The organism is Paralcaligenes sp. KSB-10 (genome assembly GCF_021266465.1).
Lineage (GTDB): Bacteria > Pseudomonadota > Gammaproteobacteria > Burkholderiales > Burkholderiaceae_B.
The window spans coordinates 3,997,734-4,018,973 of record NZ_CP089848.1; the positions used below are offsets into that span (position 1 = coordinate 3,997,734).

The window sequence follows — 21,240 nt, forward strand, 5'->3', positions numbered from 1 at the left end:
GAGCATGCCGGCACGTTTCGATTCAAAAGTTCTGGGGCGCGCAGCATGCGTGGCCGCTGTCGGGGCCGGGAAACTGCCGCGGCCGCTCGTTTTCACCAACGGCGTATTCGATATTCTGCATCGAGGCCATGCGGCGTATCTGGACGCGGCCGCCCAATTGGGCGCCACCCTGATCGTGGCTGTGAATACCGACGCTTCGGTCAAGCGCCTGGGCAAGGGTTCAGAGCGGCCGCTCAACCGCATGGAAGACCGGGCGGCCCTGCTGGCGGCCCTGGCTTGCGTAACGGTCGTTACCGATTTCGACGAGGATACGCCGCAGGCCCTGATCGAGCAGTTGCAGCCCGACATTATCGTGAAGGGCGGCGATTACGATATGGAAACCCTGCCTGAAACCGCCAGTGTCAAAAGCTGGGGCGGCAAAGCGGTGGCCATTCCTTTCGAGTTTGAACGGTCTACCACAGCACTGGTGGATCGAATTCGAAAGTAGTGCCTGGTTCGGCTAGAACTTGAACTGAGATACCGATACACCGCGCAGAGGCTTGATGACGGTATCGAAAATGCCCACGGTATCGAAGCTGGCGGCGCTGGTGCGCGTGATGCGGCAGGCTGTCATGATGGGCGACTGGCCAACCACAACCACCATGCGTCCGCCGATGCACAATTGGTACTTGAGCGCGTCGGGCACGGTGGGAACCGAACCGGTGACCAGGATCGCGTCGTATTCGGTAGTGCCCCATCCGGCATGCCCGTCGCCCGTTTCGACCTTGACATTGGTAACGTGGTTACGCTGCAGGTTTTGCTGCGCGAAGGCGGCCAGGCGGCTATTGATTTCGATACTGGTTACCTGTTGGGCGAGATATCCCAGCAGGGCTGCCTGATAGCCCGAGCCGGTGCCGATTTCGAGCACGCAATCGCTGGGCTTGAGCTGCAGTTCCTGGGCCAGGCGTGCTTCGACCTTGGGGCAGAGCATGGTTTCCCGTGTGTTGACCGAATTGATTTCCAGCGGCAGTTCGACGTCTGAAAAAGCCAGGCCCTGCATGGCCGGAGGAACGAAGCGTTCGCGCCGGATTGCAAACAACCCTTCCAGGACGCGGGAATCCAATACCTCCCATGGCCGGATTTGTTGCTCGATCATATTGAAGCGAGCGAGTTCAATTTCGGAGGGGGCTGTAACGTTCATAGGCTAGGCATGCAAGGCTGATCAAAGGTACGGTATTGTACTAATTCGCTGCCGTCATTGCCCGATGCCGGGAAAATTGAATAAAGCGCGGGGCATTGGGGCGAATCGACGGGCGGCGGGCCCGGCCCCCGGCGTCTGGGACGAGGGCTGTGCTGCGCATTATAGGGCTACCACCATTCATGGAAGTGATGAACGGGTCCGTGCCCCTTGCCGACGGCCAGGGCCGAGGACTTGGCGATGGCCGCGACGAGATACGCTTTGGCGCGCCGCGCCGCCTCGGGCACATCGTTTGCCTGGGGCAGGAGCGCGGCAAGAGCGGCCGACAGGGTGCAGCCGGTTCCATGGGTATTGGGTGTGTCGATGCGCTGTCCCGGCAATTCGATCAGGCGATCGCCATCGTACAGGATATCGATGGTGTCATCGCCCGGCAAATGGCCGCCTTTCAGGAATACCCAGCGCTCGCCGCGGTCGTTGAGCAGCCGCCGCAGCTTTTCCGCGACCCTGCGCATTTCCTTCAGGCTTTCCACCGCACTGGAGCCAAGCAATACCCCCGCTTCCGGGAGATTGGGTGTGAGTATCGTGGCCAGCGGCAGCAGATTGTCGCGCAGTTCGTGGATCGCTTGGCGCTCCAGCAGGTGATCGCCGCTTTTGGCTACCATGACAGGGTCGATGACCAGATGTCCCGGCTGCCAATGGGCAAGCCGTTCGGCGACGGCCCGTATCACGGCTTGTTGGCCCAGCATGCCGATTTTCACGGCATCCACGCGTACATCGGCGAATAGTGTGTCGATTTGCTCGGCGACGAAAGCGGGCGGGATCGGCAAAATGCCGGCAACCGTCCGGGTATTTTGTGCGGTCAGCGCGGCCACGACCGCCATGCCATAGGCCCCCAGGGCACTCATGGTTTTGATGTCGGCCAGTATGCCGGCGCCTCCGGAGGGGTCTACGCCGGCGATGGTGAGCGTATTGGGGATCATGTGGTTTGCTTATCTGGATTAGGAATCGGGCATTCCGTGGCCGGGCGAGCCGCGCTGCCGCGTCAAGGCTGAGAGAATAAACGATTTACCGCCGTGGCGTACGGCAGCGGCAAGATGGCTTTGAATCGGGAAGGCGCGGGACAGGGAGCCTCAGCGAGCCCAATCCAGCTCCCGGCACAGCTTTTCGCCGGCGGCGATAAGGCGTGGCCCGGGCCTGAACAGTTCATCGGGGTCGATCGCGTAAACATGATGCTTGAGTGCGGCCGGCAATCGCAAGCGCGACCAATACGCAAGCCGCTGTGCCTGGCTTGTGGGCTGGGACGCCGCGGTGATGATGACATCCGGCTGCTTGACCAGCACATTTTCGACGCTGATCTGGGGTGCTGCCAGCGCGGTATGCGCATAGACATTCACCCCGCCGCACAGCCGCAGGGTGTCGTTGATCAGGGGATCGTGCCCTATCGTGTAGAGCGGTGCCGTTCCAACCTCGATGAATGCCGAAACGACGCGGCGCCCCGAATACTTTGCCGCCAACGCGGCAAGCCGCCGGCTCAATGCGGCCGCCTGAGGCCTGGCACTGGCCTGGGTGCCGAACAGTTCACCGAGCTTCACGATGTCCGCGGGAATATCCTGCAATTGCCGGGGAGCCATGTAAATCAGCGGGATATGCAGCGCCGCGAGCGTAGGGGCGAGAGTCTGGGCCGCTCCCGATGGCTGCCACGCCAATACGATATCGGGCTTGAGGGCCAGGACCTGTTCGATGTTGACGCTCAAACCGTTGCCTATCCTTGGTATGAGTTTGGCGCTGGCGGGGTAATCGCTGCTGGTCACGGTGGCGACGATTCTGTTGCCGGCGCCCGCCGCGTACATCAGCTCAGTCAGGTGCGGCGCAAGCGTAATAGCCCGCATCGCCGGTCGGGGGGATATTGCGCCGATGCTCTGCGGTGCTTGCGGGGTGCCGGTGGCAGCCCGGGCTGCGAACGCCATGCTGCAAAGCGCCAGCACGCAAGGCCGCAGCCAGCTACATGCGCCAGGCAAGATTGACGAACACATTGGAGCCCGGCGTGTTGTAAGCATAGGCATTGGCGTAGTCTTTGTTCAGCACATTGTTCCAGCGGAGCTGCACGGTGAAGTGTCGATTGAATTCATAGTTCGCCGTCAGGTTCCAAAGGCTGTAGCCGCCCAGAGGGGTGGTGTTGGCCGCGTTATCGTAGCGTTTTCCGACAAACATGTATTCGGTGCCGAGCGTCCACTGCCCGATGCGCTGATCGGCGCTGGCCCGGTAGATCTGCCGCGCACGCCAGGGCAACTGATTGCTGTCGGCGTCGTTTTTCGGGTTCTGGAAGTCGGCGCTGGCCCGGACCGTGGTATTGCCAAAGCGCCGCTGGCCCGAGAGCGTTACGCCGCGGATGGTGGCCGAATCAATATTTTCAGCGGTGCAGAATGCCGAGTCGGCCGGGCATACATAACCGTTGATCAGGTCGCGGACCTTGTTTTGATAGGCCACCACGCTTAGGCGAGTGGTGTCGGTTTCATAGCGAAGGCTCGCTTCGATATTCCTGGACTTCTCGGGTTTGAGGTTCGGGTTGCCCTGATAGCCGAAGGCCATGGGGGTATACAGGTCGGCAAAGGTGGGCGCCTTGAAGCCCGTGTTGCCCGCCACACCCACTCGCCACTGGTCGCTGAGGTCAAAATCGTATGCCAGTCCGCCGGTGGTTTCGTTGCCGTAGCCCGATATATTGTCGTTGCGGACGCTGGCCTGAACATGGTTGCGTCCAAAATCGCCGCGATAAACCAGCCCGGCGGCGTTGGTATTGCGTGCATCGGCCGAATAGGCGGTAGAGGCTATGGCTCTTTCTTCGAGGCGTTCGAGTATGAGCGACAGGCGCTGGTTTTTGCTTAGTTGAAAGTTGTTTTGCCACGAATACGAGCGCTGCAGGCTGCCATAGATAGACTGATAGGCCCGGTCGTCTCCTTGATCCCGGCTGAAGCCGAAACGCAAGACGCTTTGCCAGTAATCGGTGACGTCATCGGTGCTGGTCAGGGAGTAGATTTGCTGGCGGGTAATGGCATAGGCGGGACTGATGCCGCCCGCATCGTAATCGCCGCGGATATAGCCGTTATAGGCGGTAATGCCGATATGATGTCCTGGCCGCCAGCGATATCCCAGCGATCCCGCCAGGGTGTGCTGCGAATAGCCGTCCGCATCTTTGTTGTACGAGAAATTCGAGGCAGTGGTTGCATTGAAGCCGCTGCTTTCCGCCATGCTCGATGACAGGCTGTAGTCCCAGCCATCGCTGGCCCCGGAAAAGCCCAGGCTGGATTTGAACGTATCGTAGGTGCCGTAGCCGATATTGCCGTATACGCTGAGCGGGCGGTCTTCGCCCGATTTTTTCGTGATGATGTTGATTACGCCGCCAATGGCGTCCGATCCGTAGAGGCTGCTTGCGGCGCCCCGGACGATCTCGATGTGATCTATCGTCGCGGGATCGATGGTGTTCCAGTTGACGCTACCCGTCGTCGAGCCGTTGATGCGCAGGCCGTCGACCAAGACCAGGGTCTGATTGCTGTTGGTCCCGCGTAAAAATACTCCGGTATTGGTTTGCGGGCCGCCGTTATTGTAGAACTCGATACCAGGCTGTCGCGCCAGGACTTCAGCCACACTGCTCTGGCCGGCTTGTTGCAGTTCATTGTGATCGATCACTGTGACGTCGCCCAGTACGTTTCTTTCCAGCTGCGCAGAGCGGCTGGCCGTTACGACGATATTGCCGAGCTGGGGTACTGGGGGAGTGGACTGAGCCGAGGCGGCAAAGGGCGAAAAGCAGGAAAGAATGGCGAGTGTCCGCCGGGAGAGTTTGAGTTCCATTATGTGGCCTGAACATAACGCGCGTCCCCGCACGTTATTGATGGGTGAACAAATCATTCCACTTGCCGCGTTTTTGCGCAGCGGGCGAATGAGCTAAATGCCGTGATCGGGGCCGGTGTCGGGCTGGCATGCCTGGGCATGTTTACCGTTGCGGGGGCAGCACAGTTTGTGCGCGCGCCGCCCTGTGGGGGCGGAGCATGCAGTCTGTTTCCCGTTTAACTTTCGCAGGGCAGCTCTTGTACTGGCTTCGTCAAGATGTTGTGTTGCTGCTCCGAAAGCACCTCTTTCAGGGTGAAAATGTAGCACAAGACTACAACGTGCTTGTTGGCGCTCCTTATATGGGAAAAATAGTGGGCTTTAAGTGGCTAAATATATTCTAATTCTTTATTTGGAATATTAATAGATATTAATTCATTATTGTGAAATTACCGTATCGGATGTAATCTAGAGCCAATGAAACACGCAATGGCTTTTGGCCCCATCTATTTCCATTCTTTCAACAGGTAAATACTCCATGATCGCCAACCCTAGCCGCTCCGCCCTCCGACCTTTCGACATGCTGGAGGCTTTTCGCGCCGCCGGCAGGCCATTGACGCTCTCCGAAATCTCACATTTGGCCAGCATCCCATTGTCGACCTGCCACAGCGTCGTTCATTCCCTGGAACAGTATGGCCTTTTATATTTCCTGTCCGCGCGTGAAACCTATCCAACGCGGCGCCTATGGGACATGGCTCGCGAAATCAACGCCAATGATCCTATTGCCACGCGCTGCCTCCCGGCGCTTACGGCTTTGCGCGATGCAACGAATGAAACCGTCATTCTCGGCACGCGCCAGGATGACCGCGTGTTGTATCTGCTGGTCGTCGAAAGCCAGCAGACTATCCGCTACTCATCGCGGGCCGGCGACTTCAAGCCTTTGCACTCAAGTTCCATCGGCAAGGTAATGCTGAGCCTGATGCCTGAAACAGAGCTGCGCAATTGGCTGGGTTCGCGCGAGTTGGCTCAGGCAACCGATCAAACCATTACCTCGGCAAAGAAACTGATGGCCGATCTCGATGCAAGCCGTGACAGGGGCTACAGCATTACGCGAGGCGAGAACGTGGACGAGGTGATGGCGATTGCGGCTCCCTTGCAACGGGGTTCCATGACGCTGGCGGTGGCCGTTGCGGGGCCGCTTAACCGGATGGAACAAAAGGCGGGCGACATTCCGGCGCAGTTGTTGTCGTGCATCCAGAATATCAAGCTCTGATACCGCAATTTTTGATGATCGCGTAGTCAAACGGCATAGACCGGAAGTGCATACTCAATGGAAAGCAACAAAGACATACTCGTTACTGACCGCGGCGGCGGCCAGATTTGGCTGACGATCAATCGCGCCGGCAAGCACAATGCGCTCTCGCGCTCGGTACTTGAAGAGTTATCGAATACGGTGACGCGCTATGGCGACGATGCCGATACCCGGTTCATTGTCATACAGGGAGCGGGCGAACGCTATTTCGCGGCGGGAGGCGATCTCGTCGATTTGTCGTCGGTACGCACGCCGGAGGCAACCCGGGCCATGAGCAGCGAAGCGCGCGGCGCGCTGGATTCCGTGCGCAACTGCAAAACCCCCGTGATCGCCTATCTGAATGGCGATGCCATCGGCGGCGGGGCCGAGCTTGCCCTGGCCTGCGATATGCGCATGATCTCCGCTCCAGCCCGCATTGGCTTTATCCATGCCAGGCTTGCCATTACGCCGGCGTGGGGCGGAGGCACCGATTTATGCAGTCTGGTGGGGGCCTCCCGGGCGCTGCGCATGATGTCGCGATGCGAAATGATCCATGCCGAAATGGCACTCGACTGGGGTCTGGCCGATGCCGTGATTACCGACGGGCCCGAAGGCCAGGACGTTCGGGAGTTCCTCCAGCCCCTGCTTCAACGTTCCGGTCTGATCTTGCGGTCGCTCAAGGAACAGGCAAATGCCTGGCGCACGGGGCGCTCCTATACCGAGCGTCGCGACGCCGAACAGCGCCATTTGATCGCCAGCTGGACTCACGACGATCACTGGCAGGCAGCGGACCACATACTTTCCAAGGGCAAGAAATGACGCGAGACGGAACCACATCGAACGCGGGCGCACTCGCGCCGCCGGCAGTCGGGCTGTCCAGCCCGGCGGGTATTGAAGTGCCCACGCAAGTGGATGCCTCGGCAGTGCACCCGGAAAATATTGGCAAGCCCGGGGAATATCCTTTTACCCGGGGCATATTCCCGGACGGCTACCAGGGAAGGTTGTGGACCATCCGGCAATACTCCGGATTCGGCACCGCCGAAGAGTCGAACGAGCGCTACAAGTTCTTGTTGGCCCAAGGTCAAACGGGCTTATCCGTTGCGCTCGATTTGCCGACGCAATGCGGCTTTGACCCGACGGATTCCATGGCTCGGCCGGAAATCGGAAAAGTCGGGGTGTCTCTATCCAACCTGAGCGAAGCCGAGATTCTTTTCCAGGGGATAGACTTATCGCGCATCTCGACCTCCTTCACCATCAATGGCACGGCGGCCATCATCTACGCCATGTATCTTGCGGTGGCCGACAAGCAAGGTGTGGCGCGTGAAAAACTTACCGGCACCATTCAGAATGACATCCTGAAGGAATACGTGGCGCGAGGCACCTGGATATTCCCCGTCCGGCCGTCCATGCGTCTCATCGCGGATTCCATCCTGTATTCCAACGACGTGTCCCCGCGTTTCAACGCGATCAGTATTGCCGGCGCCCATGTGCGCGACGCGGGGGCGACCGCCGTCGAGGAAATGGCCTACACGCTGGCCAACGGCCTGGCTTATGTCGACGAGCTGCAGAGCCGTGGAGGGGATGTCGAAAAATTCGCCAAGCGCCTGTCGTTCTTCTTTTATGTGCACATGGATTTCTTCGACGAAATAGCGAAGTTCCGCGCAGGCCGCCGGCTGTGGGCAAAACTGATGAAGGAACGCTATGGCGTCAAGGATCCCAAAGCCCAGCATTTCCGGTTTGGCGTTGTGTGCGGCGGGTCTTCCCTGGTAGCTCCGCAGCCCTATAACAATATCGTGCGTGTGGCGGTTGAAACCATGGCGGCGGTAATGGGCGGGGCGCAATCCATATTTACGTGCGCTTTCGATGAAGCCTTTCAGATCCCCACTGAGTTCTCCGCTGAAATTGCCGTGCGCACGCAACAAATGATCGCCTACGAAACGGGGATTGCCCGTACGGTCGATCCGCTGGGCGGCAGCTACTTCCTGGAGCAGCACACCGACAGGATGGAAGAAGCCATTGTCAACGTGATGAACGAGATAGAAGCTTATGGCGGGGTCATTCCCGCCATCGAAGACGGCTGGCTGCAATTAAGGCTGGCGCAGCGCGGGCTGGAGCGCAAGCAGAAGGCCGATTCGGGCGAAAGCGTCATCGTCGGCCAGAATCATTTCCGCCGGGAAGGCGAGCAGGCCGGCGTCAATGAGATTTTCCGCCTCGATGACAGCGTAGCGAAACGCGCGCTGGAAAAATTCCAGAAAGTGCTGGATACGCGCAGCCAGAACGCCGTCGATACCACGCTGGCCAGGCTGGCCACGGCCGCTGCAAATGATACGGAGAACCTCATGCCGTATCTGGTCGATTGTTGCCATGCCTACGCGACGGTGGGCGAGATGGTTTCCACACTGAAGAAACAGTGGGGCGAATTCAAGGAGCCGGTAAATCTATGAACGCACTCGATACCAAGCGCCCATTGCTGGGTAAACGTATCCTGGTTGGAAAGCCTGGGCTGGATGGGCACGACATTGGTGCAAAGATCATCGCGCTCACGCTGCGCGATGCGGGAGCCGAGGTAATCTATACGGGTTTGCGCCGCAGCCCCCAGGAAATTGCGCGCGTCGCCGTGGATGAAGGCGTCGATGCGGTGGGGCTGAGCATACTGTCGGGTAGCCACAAGGAACTCGTCGAGGACGTATTCGCCAGATTGAAAGACCTCAATGCCAGCGATATCAAGGTATTCGTGGGCGGCACGATTCCGGCGGAAGACCAGCAGCAATTGCGATCGCTGGGAGTGACCGGCGTCTATACAAGCGATATGCCTCTTGACGATGTCGTTGCTTCATTGGCCCGGGCATTGTCATGAACAGGCCCCTGGAAGGCATACGGATCGTTGAAATCGGCCACATGCTGGCCGGCCCTTACTGCGGGCTGTTGCTGGCGGACCTTGGCGCCGAGATCATCAAGGTCGAGCCCAAGGACGGCGACATTGGCAGGCGCATCAGTCCTCACCAGATTGGCCTGCACAATGCTTACTTTGCCAGCCTGAATCGCAACAAGAAAAGTATTGTCCTGGACCTCGCCAGCGATTTTGGGAAGGCCGCGCTGGGCGGGATTCTTAAGACGTCCCAGGCGTTGATCACCAATCTTCGGCCCAGCGCAATCAAGAAGCTGGGCCTGACCTACGAGTCGCTGAAAGTCTGGAACGAAAGCCTGGTCTGCGTGGCCCTGACCGGCTATGGGCTCGAAGGCCCCTACGCCGAAAGGCCGGCGTACGACTACGTAATCCAGGCCATGACCGGCATTATGGCTCTGACCGGAGATCCGGATTCGGCTCCCACCAAGACGGGTTACTCGGCAGTCGACAATTCCGCCGGCATAATGGCCGCGCTGGGCCTCCTGGCAAAAATCATTCATGGCAAAGGCGGGCAGGTCGATGTCGCCATGTACGATGTCATGCTGTCGCAATTGAATTATCTGGCCGGCGCCACGCTCAATGCCGGAGAGCGCCAGGAGCGTCTGGCGAACTCCTCGCACCCTTACATTGTCCCGGCGCAGATTTTCAAATCGGCCGATGGCTGGCTCACCCTGTTCATCACTCATGACAAGTTCTGGCAGAAATTCTGCGTTGAACTCGGGAAGGACGAATGGCTGACCGATCCGCGCTTTGCCACCATGTCGGGCCGCCGCCAAAATCGTGAGCTTGTTGTTGCCGACATCAGCGCAGTCATGCTGACGGCGTCGGCCGGCGACTGGGTCAGGCGCCTGGCCCCGCTTGGAATTGTGGTCGCCGAGATCGGTACCCTGAGCGACGCCCTTGACAATGACCTTACCCTGTACCGCAATCTTATCGTTCAACTGGGCGATGGCAGCGAGCGGCTGCGGGCAATCGGAAGCCCCATCAAGTTCAGCGATTCGGAACCGGAATATGTCATGCCGCCGCTGCTCGACGAGCATCGCGGCGACATTCTTTCGGGGGAAGGGCGTTGAAGCGAGCCGATCTCGACCGCCGGTCTCTTGGCCTGACCCTGACGCGCCTGGCTAATGCCACGGTCAACGATGCCCTCGCGGCCGACAGTGGGGCGTGCCTCACGCACACGGCACGCCGTATTGGTTTTACCGGGCCGCCCGGCGCGGGGAAAAGCAGCCTGGTCGGCCGTCTTGCGCAAATACGGTCCGAAGGTATACGACTTGGTATATTGGCTATCGATCCCACCAGTCCGAAATCGGGCGGGGCTATTCTTGGCGACCGTATTCGCATGGACGAATTGGCCGGGATAAGCGATCTTTACATCCGTTCTTTCGGCTCGCGCTCGGCAACGGACGGACTCACCGACAATCTGCCGGAACTCATGGCAGTCATGGATGCCTTTGAATTCGATGAAGTGATGATCGAGACTGTCGGGGTGGGGCAGGCCGAATACGCTGTTCGTCCGCAGGTCGACACCCTGGTACTTGTATTGCTGCCGGATAGCGGCGATGTGATTCAGGCCATGAAGGCCGGCATCATGGAGATGGCGGACATTGTCGTGGTGAATAAATCCGATTTGCCGGGGGCGCGAAAAATGGCGGCGGATGTCAAGCGCATCGTCGGCATGAGCAAGCGCATACTGAAGGGATGGACTCCCCAGGTGCTCCTTACCGCGGCGGATGACTCGGAGAGCATCCGGAATCTATCCGCCGAAATCGATCGGCATTGTCGATTGCTCGAGCAAGATGGCGTGCGTGAGAAACTTCTCCATGAGCGAGCCCGTTATCGAATCCGGCGGCTTGTGGAGCGGGAGGCCGCGCGCGTCGTTGATCAACTGCCGCCCTCCTGCCTGGGATCGTCGCTGGTTGAACAGTACCGGACCGTGCTCGATGGGCTTGGGAAAAGCCTGTGAGCAGGCAGAATCGGCGCATTGCGGGCGTTTAAATTTTAAGGAATCGAAAAAAATGGCAACTCGTCTTTCTATCATTGCGACTCGCACCGGCGATGCGGGCACTACCGGCCTGGGAGATGGAAGCCGTGTCGATAAAGATGCGCCACGCATCGAAGCCATGGGCAGCGTGGACGAACTCAACAGCATGATCGGTTTGTTGCGCACAGAACCGCTGCCCGAGGGCTTGGACGCTTTGTTCAAGCATGTTCAGAACGATCTGTTCGATTTGGGGGCGGAGTTGTGCATTCCAGGGCATGTGGTCATAGCCGCGCGGCACGTAGAGTACCTGGACGGCAATCTTCGCCGCTATAACGCCAAGCTTGGGCCGCTTAAAGAGTTCATTTTGCCCGGCGGGTCGCGAGCCGCCGCATTGGCGCATCTGGCGCGCACCATTTGTCGTCGGGCGGAGCGCGCAGTCGTCACGCTTGGGCGGAGCGCCGCCGTCAATCCACCGGTAAGGCAATATTTGAACCGGCTCTCCGATCTGTGTTTCGTCCTGGCTCGAATTATCAATCAGGCCGAAGGCTGTGGCGACGTGCTGTGGGGCCGTGAGCCCGAGTCGAACTCGCCCTCCGCCACATAAACAATCAACCAGGCCGACCCTGCTTCGAATTTGCTTCGGGGCGGCCGAAAATTTGTCCTTGCCCAAACTCACATTCTGAATGTAAAATAAAATTGAATAGTTTTTCCATATACTGAATTTGTTGGCACAAAAATCATAAACAGGAGACAGGGATGAACTCGAAAAACAATAATTTATTTATGGCTTTAGGCATGGCTGCCGCTCTGTGCCTGCCGGGTCTTGCATCGGCCAAAACAATCACCCTGAAAATGGCGCATCAATGGCCGCAGGCTGAATCCGATTATGTCGTGGCCACTGGCATCAAGTTTGCGCACGAGGTTGAAAAACGATCCAAAGGCGAAATCAAGATTCAGTTTTTCCCGGCAGAATCGCTGGTCAAGGCCAGCAATACCCACACCGCCCTGAAAAACGGTACGGTGGATCTTGCCATTTATCCCTATATCTATGCCGCCGGCGCCATTCCCGAGATGAACCTGATCCTGATGCCGGGAATATGGAAATCTCATGACGATGTGTTTCGTTTCCGCACCAGCGAGCCATGGCGGAAGCTGGAAGCCAAAGCCGAAGCCTACGGTTTTAAAACGCTTAGCTGGATCCAGATTTCCGGTGGCGTGGCATCGACGAAGAAACCCATTGCATCGCCCGCCGATGTCGCCGGAGCAAAAGTACGCGCCGCGGGAAAGTACATGTCGTATGCGTTGCAACAGGCCAAGGCAAGCACGGTTTCCATGCCGTCATCGGAAAACTACAGCGCCATGCAATTGGGCCTGCTTGACGCCGTCTGGACTTCATCCAGTTCGTTTGGAGCCTATCGGCTCTACGAAGTCAGCAAGTATTACGTTTCTCCCGAAAAATACAGCATCTACTACACCATCGAGCCTATTGCCATCAGCATGAAAACCTGGAATAAGCTGACCCCAGGGCAACAGAAGATCCTGTCGGACGTCGGTAAAAGCCTTGAGCAAGGCGCTCTCGAGGGTGCCAAAAAAGAAGATGCGCGGGTGACGAAAATCTTCGCCGACAATGGTGTGAAGGTTCAGCAAATGACGCTCGAAGACTGGAACCGCTGGCACGATTTGTTCCAGGAGCATGCATTTCCAAAATTCAAGAAAGATAATCCTGCGGCGGCACCGTTGCTCGATGAAGTCCTTGCTTTATACAAATGATTCCCTCCGAGTGCCGGCCTGTGAAAAAAAGTAGCCTTTTCAACCGGCTTGTGGACCTCTCCGGAATGTCCGTGGGGGTGGCTACCTTTCTGATCGGTATTTTCGTCACGTACGACGTTCTGGCCAGGACCTTATTCCGGATGACCAACTCATGGGTCACCGAGGTCACCACCTATCTGATGGGCTACATCACGTTTGTGGGGGCTGCCTACGTTCTTAAAGAAGGCGCGCACGTCAGCGTCGACTTGCTGGTGCAAAAGATGCCTCCCACCGCCCGGCGGGTACTCGTTTTTGTCACCGATGGGATCATGCTGCTGGTTGTTGCGACGCTGGCCTGGCTCAGTTTCCAGTTTTTTTGGGATGCCTGGACCAGCCACGAAGTGTCGGACACCCTTTTGTCGATCAGTTTGTGGATTCCTTATCTGTCCTTTTTTATCGGGATGGTCTGGCTGTTGGCGGTGCTGGTCACGCAAACCTTGCGGCATTGGCGCCGATAGACCGATAAAAGGGACTCTGCATGATTGAATTATGGATCGGATTGGCAATGTTCGTGTCATTGCTGGTCGTGTTGCTTATTGGGATTCCAGTTGCCTTCGCCCTGATTGCGGTCGCAATGGCGTCGATTACGATACTGGGCGGTGGCTTTGATGCACTGGGTCTGGTGGCGCCCACCCTGTGGTCTTCCATCGCCAGTTTTACACTGACCGCGGTGCCGCTTTTTATTCTGATGGGGGCCATAATTTCGGCCTCGGGCATGGGAGCCCGGCTGTATGGCGCGCTGGCGACCCTGATGGCAGGGGTGCCCGGCGGCCTTACCGTGGCGACCACACTGGCCTGTACGATCATGGCGGCGGTATCGGGTTCCAGCGTGGCCACAGCGGGGGCGATTGGCCGTTTTTCGGTGCTCGAGATGCGCCGCTTCGGCTACCGGGACGAAACCGCCTGCGGTGCGGTTGCGGCGGGGGGAACGCTGGGCATTCTGATCCCTCCCAGCATCCCGCTGATCGTCTACGGCATCATCGCCCAGGAATCGATCGGGAAGCTGTTTATCGCCGGCATTGTTCCTGGCATCATCATGGCGTGCAGCTTTATTGTCTACCAGGTGTGGATTGCAAGGCGCGAGGCGAAAAAAATGCCCGCCGCAACGCATGAGCCGGTAACACTGCGGGAGCGGCTGGCCGCGCTGAAACATATCGTGCCTGTGGCAATTTTGGTGTGGGTGATACTCGGCACTATTTATCAGGGCATCGCCACCCCCACAGAAGCGGCCGCCCTGGGTGTCCTGGCCAGCCTGCTGCTTTCGGGCATTATCTATCGCGAGCTGACCTGGGCCAAGATTGTGATCATCCTGCGGGAAACGGCCAAGGGCAGTGTCATGGTCCTTATGATCATCGGCGGTGCAATGCTCTTCGGTTATGCCATGACCACCAGCAATGTCGCACCCACGCTTTCCCGAGTCGTGGCCGAGCTGAGTGTTCCTCCATGGATCGCATTCATCACGATCAATCTGTTGTTGATCTTTCTTGGCTGCTTCATGGAGACGCTGTCGATCATCGTGATTACAGCGCCCATTCTGATCCCCATCATTCTCGCATTCGGCTGGGATCCAATCTGGTTTGGCATCATCATGGTGATCAACATGGAGATGGCCTTGATTACGCCACCCGTGGGCTTGAACCTGTTCGTGGTTCAAGGCGTCGTGGAAGATGTGCCGCTTACACGCATTATTGTCGGCACCATGCCTTATGTCTTCATTATGGCGGCCGTGTTGCTGCTGGTCGGAGTGTTCCCCGATCTGGCCACCTTTTTGCCGCAACATATCCGCTGAGCGCCAGGGGTCTGCCGCTGCGCTGGCGCAAAGCGGATCCCTGGCGTGCAACAGAAAGGGTTGCGGCGCCATTGCGGGAGCGTGAACAAAGATCATGCCAGGCTTCGCACGGTCTTTCGCTATGGTTCCTGTCAAAGCATCGGCGAAATTGTTCATGGCATTCCGCCATATTTGTTGGCGCATTCAAACCTCACTGGGGAAGATCGTCATACCTCGCAATGGGGTCATCAGCGCGCATCTTCCCATCTTGCAGGTCTTGATCGATCGCCGCATGTGTGCGCTTGTGGGGATCGCCCCAGCCTCCGCCACTGGCAGTGACATGGCGCCACATCGAGCCCGATTCGATTTCCGTGACGATCTTCGATGGTAAATCACGCATTGCGCCGTCTTGCGAGAAAAGCGCGTTTTTCGAATTACTGCCCGGACCCCCGCCAGCTAGTCCCCAAGGCCGGATGACAGCACGATCGGAACGGATTTGCAGTACAGCGCGCCGGCCAAGGAAGCGTACATCGCGCCGCACCGCCAGGCCACCTCGGAATTGCCCCACGCCGCCCGTATTGGGCACAAAACCGTAATGTTCGACGCGCAATGGGTAGGTCGCCTCGATCAGTTCGCAACTGGTATTCTGGGCATCGACTATGGGCGAGGCCACACCTTCGAGGCCATCGAGGCCAGGCCTGCCGCCGAATGCGCCCGAGATCAATTCCATGAAAACAAATGGCACGCCGTCTTGGTCCTCACCGCCGACACTGATCACGGCGGGGCCGCCGTCGCCCGCAGCCGGGACGCGTTCGGGGCGCAATGGCGCGAATGCTCCAAAGAGGGCGTCGGTGACGCGATACGCTGTGACTGCACGCGCGGCACAGGCGGCAGGAAAGGCCATGTTCACGATCGAGCCTTTGGGCGCAGTCACCGAGAGCAGATGCAGGAAGCCTGAATTGTTGGGAATTTCACGCCCAATGATGGCTTTGACGACGAAGGCTACGGCGGTGCGGGTAATCGAAAGCGGCGCGTTGATGGCACTACGCACTTGCGGCGATGTGCCGGTGAAATCCACCGCGATGCCTTCCGGACTGACATTCACCTCGACCTGGATTCTGACTGGGTCTCCTCCTACTCCGTCATCGTCGATGTAATCGACAAAACAATAGCGCCCTGGTTTCAGTTCCTGCAGAGCCGCCCGCGCCATGCGCTCCCCATAGTCGATCAGCTCGTGCATATAGTGGCCCAGCAATTCCGCCCCAAGGCGGCGGGCAATGCCCTGGAACTCGGCTTCGGCGGTGTTGCAGGCGGCGATCTCGGCATAGAGATCGGCCATGAGGATGTCTGGATGCCGCACGTTGGCGCGGATCACATTGAGTAGATTCTGGTCGAGTATGCCGCGCGCATACAGCTTGCAGGGGGGGATGCGGATACCCTCTTGAAAGATCTCGGTCGAGTCCGCGGCGTTGCCTCCGGGCACCCGGCCGCCCACGTCCGCCATGTGGGCCACCGCTGCCGCAAAGCCGGCGAGCTTTCCGTCGAGGAATATCGGTTTGAACACAAAGAAATCCGGAAGATGCATGCCGCCGGCGTAGGGGTCGTTCATGATGATCAGGTCGCCTTCTTCCAAGGTCACGCGAATCTCCGCCGGCAAGGACATCAGTGCATTGGGAATCGATCCCAGATGCACCGCGATGCCGACCCCGCCTGTGACCAATTCCCCTTCGGCATTGCATAAGGCAACGGAAAAATCATGCGAATCGCGGACAATCAACGAACGGGCCGTCCGCGCCAGCGTGCCCGCCATGTTGTCGGTGATCGAATCGAGGCTGTTCTTGACCAGCTCGAGCGACATCGCGTTGATTTCCGCGGTCTCGGCGCTCGTCGCGGTCTGTGCCGCAACGGTATCGAGCGCGATGATGACGTTGCCAAAATCATCCAGCGAAGCACTGCACTGAGGAGGAATGACGATAGTGGTGTCGAGCTCTTCGACGATGGCCGGCCCAATGACGGAACCTGTGCGCAGCGCGCTGCGGCGGATCACCCGGGCTTTCTGCCAGCCGGCATCGGGCCCGAAGTAAGCGTCGCGGGTAACGGTTTCGGCGTTTGCCGTTTCCTGCATGCTCTGACGCCCTACCTCGGCATAAGAGGCTTTTCTGGTGATGTCGCGGGCGGTGATGCGCAGACTGACAATCTGCACATGCGTCAGATCCTCTTGATAGCCGTAGGTGCGCTGGTGTTCCTCGCAGAATTTTTCGGCAAGCCGATGGAAGCTGTTTCTATCCAGCTTGCCCAGGGGCGCGTCGATAAAGAGTTCGAACGACTGGCCGACATACTGCATGGTTGCGCTGCGCTCGATTACGATGTCGGCTGACCGGAGGTCATCGCGCAACAGGTCGGCCATTGCACTGTCCTGCAGGTCCGCGAAGATTTGATTAAGACGCTCCACCGCGGCGTCATCGATCTCGTTGACGCGTTGCAATACGGTTCGCGAGCCTTTCTGCTGCACATCTGCCATCAGCAGGCCGAGGGCGCTGAAGAGTCCGGGGGAGTTTGGCACAAGGACATGCTTCAGCCCCATCGCGCGTCCCAGTTCCGCAGCATGCAAGGGCCCGGCGCCGCCGAAGGCGACGAGGGTATAGTCGCGGGCATCGCGGCCGCGTTCGACTGAAACGGCCCGCACCGCGCGTATCATGTTCGACGTTGCCACCGCATAGATGCCGTAGGCGGCTTGCTCGACGCTGAGCCCTGCGGGATGGGCGATTTTCTTGGCAATTGCTTCACGTGCTAAGTCGACCACGATGGATTTCGCTCCGCCCGCTATTGCATTGGGGTTGATATAACCCATTGTGGCGTAGGCATCGGTGACGGTGGGTTCGGTGCCGCCCTGGTCGTAGCATGCCGGGCCGGGTGCCGCGCCGGCGCTGCGCGGGCCGACGCGCAACGCCCCGCCGGCATCGAGCCAGGCGATGCTGCCGCCGCCGGCGCCGACCTCGGCGATTTCAATCGATGGCACGCGGATGACATGTCCGCCGCTCGAGCCTCCAGAGTGGCTCATGCCGCCGCCGACATGATATTCGGAGGATTCAAACGGTTTGCCGTTTTCGATCAGCGTCGCCTTGGCCGTGGTGCCGCCCATATCGAAGGCGATCAAATTACGCTCGCCGGTTTGCTGTGCCAGGTAGCATGCCGCCAGAACGCCCGCGGCCGGGCCCGACTCAACGATGTTGACGGGCCGCTGCCGGGCCAGCTCGGCGGAAATAAGACCACCGTTCGACTGCATGACCAGGACATCGCCCCGGTATGCGATCGAAATGAGGGCCTCCTGGAGTTGCCGCAAATAATGGTCGACCACCGGCATCAGGTAGGTGTTGATGACGGTTGTGCTGGTGCGCTCATACTCGCGAGCCTCGCCGAGCACTTCGGTCGAGCGGCAGATCGTCATGTCGGGGAAGAGCTCCTGGCCTACAGTCTGCACGAGTTGCTCATGGGTGGGATCGACATAAGAATTGATGAGGCATATCGCCACATTGCTTATCCCCTGGGCCTGCAAGCGTTTGAATGCCTGTTCAATGTCTGCGCGTTCCGGAGCGCGCAGCACTTCGCCGCGCGCCGACATTCTTTCGTCGATTTCCAGGCGATGCGCGCGCTGCACCAAAGGCGCGGGCTTGACCCACCGAAGATCGTGCACATCCGCTCCCCAGCCTCCACGGCCTATCTCCAGGACGTCGCAGAATCCCTTGGTGGTAAGCAGGCCCAGTTGCGGCCCGGTGCCCTCCAGAATGGCGTTGGTGGCTACGGTCGTGCCATGGATAAAGCCATTGAGATCTCCGCCGCTCAGCTTGAATTCGCCGAAGACTTCGGTCAGTGCGCCAAGAATGCCACGCGAAAAATCTTCCGGCGTCGAGAGTACCTTGCGCCTGAACAGGCTGCCGTCATCGCCGAGGACGATGAGATCGGTGAAAGTTCCGCCCGTATCGACGCCGACCCGGTACGTAGTCCCTGTTCTGCTAATCATGCTCATTCAGCCTTTTCTGAAGCGGTGGCGGGCATCTTCGCTTTGCCTTCGATGACGACGCCGGCGCGGCGTTCGACCAGCTCGACGATGCGGGTGAAGTCCTGGTCGCCAAGTTCCGTCGCGGCCGTTTCCCACACTTCGGCGACCGCTCTGCCGATGGTGAACGGTACGCCGTATTCATCGGCGAACTCTTTGCACAGACGCACGTCCTTGTTCAGCAAGACGGCACGAAACCCAAAATTGAAGCTGCGATCGAGCACCGAGCGGGGGAACTTGTCGGTGGTTGCCGTGTTGCGGCCGCTGCTGGCATTGAGAACATCGAGCATGACGCTGGCGTCCAATCCGGCCTTCACGCCTAAAGCCATGACTTCCGTCGTGGCGGCCATGGCGTTGGCTGACAGGAGATTATTGAGCACCTTCATGGCTTGGCCCTGGCCGGGGCGGTCGCCGACCAGAAAGACGCGGCCCAGCATCTCCAGGAAAGGCTGGGCGCGTTCGAAGTCCGCTTGCGCACCCGACGCCATGATCGCCAGCGTGCCTTTGGCGGCGCCCGACACGCCGCCGCTGACTGGCGCATCCAGGAAGCGCATGCCGCGTTGCTGCAGGATCTCGGCCACGGCCACTGCGGTAGCCGGGCCCGTGGTGGACAGATCGATGGCCAGCTTGGCGCGGCGGCCCTGGGCCAGGCCGTCCGCTCCTTCGACCACCGCGCGCAGCGATGCGGGAGTGGGCAGGCTCATCAGCACGATATCCGCCCGATCGGCAAGCTCCCTTGGGGTGCGCGCCGCGGCCTCGGGCCCTGCGAAGGCAAGTGCCTGCTGATGGCGCAGGTCTTGTACGATCAGGGCGCACTTGGCGTTGCGCAGGCGAGTAGCCATGGGAAGCCCCATATTTCCTAGGCCGATAAATCCGATGCAGGTCATAGCTTCAGTCTCCGTTGTACGACTCTCTGGGGCTCACTCGTGTCTATCGCAGCACGAAGGGATTGGGCACGTCGTTGCCCATATCGATCCAGACACTCTTGGTTTGCAGATATTCATTGATCATGCCCATGCCGTTCTCACGGCCGAGGCCGGAACGCTTGTAGCCGCCGAAAGGCATCATGTAGCTGACCGCGCGATAGGTATTGACCCAGACCGTGCCGGCCTCGAGCCGATCGACCATGGTCAGCGCACGGCCGATGTTCTCGGTCCACACGCCAGCCGCCAAGCCATACGGCAGGCTATTGGCGATATGCACCGCCTCTTCATCGTCTTCAAAAGGCAGGACCGCGAGTACGGGACCGAAAACCTCTTCGCGTGCGATTTGCATCTCCGGTGTAACACCGGAGAAAATGGTGGGCTCCACAAACCAGCCGGTACCGCACTCGGGCCGCCGGGACGGACTTCCGCCGAGCAGGCATGTGGCGCCTTCGCTCTTGGCCGTCTCGATGTAGCGCAGGACCTTGTCATACTGAGGGCGCGTGGTGACCGGACCTACCTGGGTTTCGAGCTTGCTTGGATCGCCGATTCGGGCAGTGCCGGCGAACTCGACCACTTTGTCGACGAAGGCGTCGTGGATCTTGCGCTGCACCAGAAGACGCGAGCCGGCAATACAAGTCTGGCCCGTGGCCGCGAAGATGCCGGAGATCACCCCCTTGACCGCATTGTCGAGATTGGCATCGGCAAAGACGATATTCGGGGACTTGCCACCCAGTTCCAGCGTGATGCGCTTGAAGTGGCGCGCGGCCAGCTCGTTGACACGCTGCCCGGCGGATTCGCCGCCAGTGAAGGCGATCTTGGCCACCAGTGGATGAGTCACCAGTGTTTCGCCGATATCGGCGCCGAAGCCCGTAACCACGTTGACTACGCCCGGCGGGAACCCGGCTTCGTCGAACAGCTTGACGAATTCGAGCGCGGAGACAGATGAAAATTCAGAAGGCTTCCACACCACCGTGTTGCCTGCCGCGAGTGCCGGCGCAAGCTTCCATACAGCCAGCAAAAGAGGTGAATTCCAGGGTGTGATCGCCGCGACGACTCCCAGGGGTTCAGACTTGGTATAGGTGAACATCTTGGTTTTATCGTTGGGGACCACCGAGCCTTCGATCTTGTCGGCCAGCCCGCCGTAATAATAGAACCACTGGGGTATGTAGCGTACCTGGCCCAGCATCTCTGCGAGCAGTTTGCCGTTGTCGCGGGTTTCGATGCTGCCCAGCCGTTCTGCATTGGCGGCAATGAGGTCGCCCAGGCGCCGCAGTAGATTGCCGCGGGCGCTGGCGCTCAATCCGCGCCAGCTCGGTGCTACAAAGGCCCGGTGAGCGGCCTCGATAGCGCGCACAACGTCTTCCGTACCGCCCTTGGCCACCATTGCCCAGGGCCGGCCTGTGTAGGGGTCGAACGATTCAAAATACTCGCCGGTGGAAGGTGGGCAAGGCTTGCCGTCCAGGTACAAGTCGTAATGGTCCATGATGTTCTCCTGTCG

The 21,240-nt window shown here is 59.2% G+C and carries 18 protein-coding genes and 1 riboswitch; of the genes, 11 read left to right on the top strand and 7 right to left on the bottom strand.

The genetic code is table 11. The features are described 5' to 3' along the window. The first annotated feature begins 4 nt into the window (after positions 1-4). Positions 5-487: a D-glycero-beta-D-manno-heptose 1-phosphate adenylyltransferase gene (gene rfaE2, locus LSG25_RS18315; RefSeq protein ID WP_232742306.1), complete on the top strand. Its 483-nt coding sequence runs from the start codon at positions 5-7 to the stop codon at positions 485-487. Positions 488-499: 12 nt separating this feature from the next. On the opposite strand, the gene LSG25_RS18320 is transcribed toward rfaE2, so the two are convergent. The 4 genes from LSG25_RS18320 to LSG25_RS18335 form a co-directional block, all read right to left on the bottom strand. Beyond that, the gene (locus LSG25_RS18320) at positions 500-1,180 is read right to left on the bottom strand and encodes a protein-L-isoaspartate O-methyltransferase (protein WP_232742307.1); all 681 of its coding nucleotides are present in this window, start codon (positions 1,178-1,180) and stop codon (positions 500-502) included. Between the two features lie 167 nt (positions 1,181-1,347). Next, the gene (thiD, locus tag LSG25_RS18325) at positions 1,348-2,157 is read right to left on the bottom strand and encodes a bifunctional hydroxymethylpyrimidine kinase/phosphomethylpyrimidine kinase (protein ID WP_232742308.1); all 810 of its coding nucleotides are present in this window, start codon (positions 2,155-2,157) and stop codon (positions 1,348-1,350) included. Positions 2,158-2,307: 150 nt separating this feature from the next. Continuing rightward, a complete protein-coding gene (locus LSG25_RS18330; protein WP_232742309.1) occupies positions 2,308-3,144 on the bottom strand; it encodes a cobalamin-binding protein in 837 nt (278 codons plus the stop codon). A 34-nt stretch (positions 3,145-3,178) separates the two neighbouring features. Continuing rightward, positions 3,179-5,023, bottom strand: a complete 1,845-nt coding sequence (locus tag LSG25_RS18335; protein WP_232742310.1) for a TonB-dependent receptor domain-containing protein — start codon at positions 5,021-5,023, stop codon at positions 3,179-3,181. Positions 5,024-5,115: 92 nt separating this feature from the next. Beyond that, positions 5,116-5,288, bottom strand: a riboswitch (cobalamin riboswitch). Between the two features lie 249 nt (positions 5,289-5,537). On the opposite strand from LSG25_RS18335, the gene LSG25_RS18340 reads away from it, so the two are divergent. From LSG25_RS18340 to LSG25_RS18385, 10 genes are all read left to right on the top strand, one after another. Continuing rightward, positions 5,538-6,272 (top strand): IclR family transcriptional regulator, encoded by a 735-nt coding sequence (locus LSG25_RS18340; protein WP_232742311.1) that lies wholly within the window; start codon positions 5,538-5,540, stop codon positions 6,270-6,272. Positions 6,273-6,329: 57 nt separating this feature from the next. Further along, positions 6,330-7,109, top strand: a complete 780-nt coding sequence (locus tag LSG25_RS18345) for an enoyl-CoA hydratase/isomerase family protein (protein ID WP_232742312.1) — start codon at positions 6,330-6,332, stop codon at positions 7,107-7,109. Further along, positions 7,106-8,734, top strand: a complete 1,629-nt coding sequence (locus LSG25_RS18350; protein WP_232742313.1) for a methylmalonyl-CoA mutase — start codon at positions 7,106-7,108, stop codon at positions 8,732-8,734. Before LSG25_RS18345 ends, LSG25_RS18350 begins: the two co-directional genes overlap by 4 nt. After that, positions 8,731-9,147: a cobalamin B12-binding domain-containing protein gene (locus tag LSG25_RS18355; protein WP_232742314.1), complete on the top strand. Its 417-nt coding sequence runs from the start codon at positions 8,731-8,733 to the stop codon at positions 9,145-9,147. The genes LSG25_RS18350 and LSG25_RS18355 overlap by 4 nt, the downstream gene beginning before the upstream one ends. After that, positions 9,144-10,271: a CaiB/BaiF CoA-transferase family protein gene (locus LSG25_RS18360; protein WP_232742315.1), complete on the top strand. Its 1,128-nt coding sequence runs from the start codon at positions 9,144-9,146 to the stop codon at positions 10,269-10,271. The genes LSG25_RS18355 and LSG25_RS18360 overlap by 4 nt, the downstream gene beginning before the upstream one ends. Next, complete coding sequence (locus LSG25_RS18365) at positions 10,268-11,164, top strand: ArgK/MeaB family GTPase (RefSeq protein WP_232742316.1); 897 nt, start codon at positions 10,268-10,270, stop codon at positions 11,162-11,164. Before LSG25_RS18360 ends, LSG25_RS18365 begins: the two co-directional genes overlap by 4 nt. Before the next feature lie 52 nt (positions 11,165-11,216). Next, entirely contained in the window at positions 11,217-11,786 is a 570-nt protein-coding gene (locus tag LSG25_RS18370) for a cob(I)yrinic acid a,c-diamide adenosyltransferase (RefSeq protein WP_232742317.1), read from the top strand. Between the two features lie 152 nt (positions 11,787-11,938). Then, entirely contained in the window at positions 11,939-12,952 is a 1,014-nt protein-coding gene (dctP, locus tag LSG25_RS18375; RefSeq protein ID WP_232742318.1) for a TRAP transporter substrate-binding protein DctP, read from the top strand. 20 nt (positions 12,953-12,972) lie between these two features. Beyond that, the gene (locus tag LSG25_RS18380; protein WP_232742319.1) at positions 12,973-13,449 is read left to right on the top strand and encodes a TRAP transporter small permease subunit; all 477 of its coding nucleotides are present in this window, start codon (positions 12,973-12,975) and stop codon (positions 13,447-13,449) included. A 20-nt stretch (positions 13,450-13,469) separates the two neighbouring features. Then, on the top strand, positions 13,470-14,780 hold the full coding sequence (locus LSG25_RS18385) for a TRAP transporter large permease (protein WP_232742320.1): 1,311 nt from the start codon (positions 13,470-13,472) through the stop codon (positions 14,778-14,780). Between the two features lie 190 nt (positions 14,781-14,970). On the opposite strand, the gene LSG25_RS18390 is transcribed toward LSG25_RS18385, so the two are convergent. The 3 genes from LSG25_RS18390 to LSG25_RS18400 are packed head-to-tail and all read right to left on the bottom strand — an operon-like array spanning position 14,971 to position 21,225. Beyond that, the gene (locus LSG25_RS18390; protein ID WP_232742321.1) at positions 14,971-18,786 is read right to left on the bottom strand and encodes a hydantoinase B/oxoprolinase family protein; all 3,816 of its coding nucleotides are present in this window, start codon (positions 18,784-18,786) and stop codon (positions 14,971-14,973) included. Next, positions 18,783-19,703 (bottom strand): NAD(P)-dependent oxidoreductase, encoded by a 921-nt coding sequence (locus tag LSG25_RS18395; protein WP_255696605.1) that lies wholly within the window; start codon positions 19,701-19,703, stop codon positions 18,783-18,785. Before LSG25_RS18395 ends, LSG25_RS18390 begins: the two co-directional genes overlap by 4 nt. A 43-nt stretch (positions 19,704-19,746) precedes the next feature. Then, the gene (locus LSG25_RS18400; RefSeq protein WP_232742323.1) at positions 19,747-21,225 is read right to left on the bottom strand and encodes an aldehyde dehydrogenase; all 1,479 of its coding nucleotides are present in this window, start codon (positions 21,223-21,225) and stop codon (positions 19,747-19,749) included. Positions 21,226-21,240: the final 15 nt, after the last annotated feature.

Bases quoted from the DNA above. Each gene is read 5' to 3' on its own strand.
- rfaE2 (WP_232742306.1), top strand. From the start codon at position 5: ATGCCGGCACGTTTCGATTCAAAAGTTCTGGGGCGCGCAGCATGCGTG.
- LSG25_RS18320 (WP_232742307.1), bottom strand. From the start codon at position 1,180: ATGAACGTTACAGCCCCCTCCGAAATTGAACTCGCTCGCTTCAATATG.
- thiD (WP_232742308.1), bottom strand. From the start codon at position 2,157: ATGATCCCCAATACGCTCACCATCGCCGGCGTAGACCCCTCCGGAGGC.
- LSG25_RS18330 (WP_232742309.1), bottom strand. From the start codon at position 3,144: ATGGCGTTCGCAGCCCGGGCTGCCACCGGCACCCCGCAAGCACCGCAG.
- LSG25_RS18335 (WP_232742310.1), bottom strand. From the start codon at position 5,023: ATGGAACTCAAACTCTCCCGGCGGACACTCGCCATTCTTTCCTGCTTT.
- LSG25_RS18340 (WP_232742311.1), top strand. From the start codon at position 5,538: ATGATCGCCAACCCTAGCCGCTCCGCCCTCCGACCTTTCGACATGCTG.
- LSG25_RS18345 (WP_232742312.1), top strand. From the start codon at position 6,330: ATGGAAAGCAACAAAGACATACTCGTTACTGACCGCGGCGGCGGCCAG.
- LSG25_RS18350 (WP_232742313.1), top strand. From the start codon at position 7,106: ATGACGCGAGACGGAACCACATCGAACGCGGGCGCACTCGCGCCGCCG.
- LSG25_RS18355 (WP_232742314.1), top strand. From the start codon at position 8,731: ATGAACGCACTCGATACCAAGCGCCCATTGCTGGGTAAACGTATCCTG.
- LSG25_RS18360 (WP_232742315.1), top strand. From the start codon at position 9,144: ATGAACAGGCCCCTGGAAGGCATACGGATCGTTGAAATCGGCCACATG.
- LSG25_RS18370 (WP_232742317.1), top strand. From the start codon at position 11,217: ATGGCAACTCGTCTTTCTATCATTGCGACTCGCACCGGCGATGCGGGC.
- dctP (WP_232742318.1), top strand. From the start codon at position 11,939: ATGAACTCGAAAAACAATAATTTATTTATGGCTTTAGGCATGGCTGCC.
- LSG25_RS18385 (WP_232742320.1), top strand. From the start codon at position 13,470: ATGATTGAATTATGGATCGGATTGGCAATGTTCGTGTCATTGCTGGTC.
- LSG25_RS18390 (WP_232742321.1), bottom strand. From the start codon at position 18,786: ATGAGCATGATTAGCAGAACAGGGACTACGTACCGGGTCGGCGTCGAT.
- LSG25_RS18395 (WP_255696605.1), bottom strand. From the start codon at position 19,703: ATGACCTGCATCGGATTTATCGGCCTAGGAAATATGGGGCTTCCCATG.
- LSG25_RS18400 (WP_232742323.1), bottom strand. From the start codon at position 21,225: ATGGACCATTACGACTTGTACCTGGACGGCAAGCCTTGCCCACCTTCC.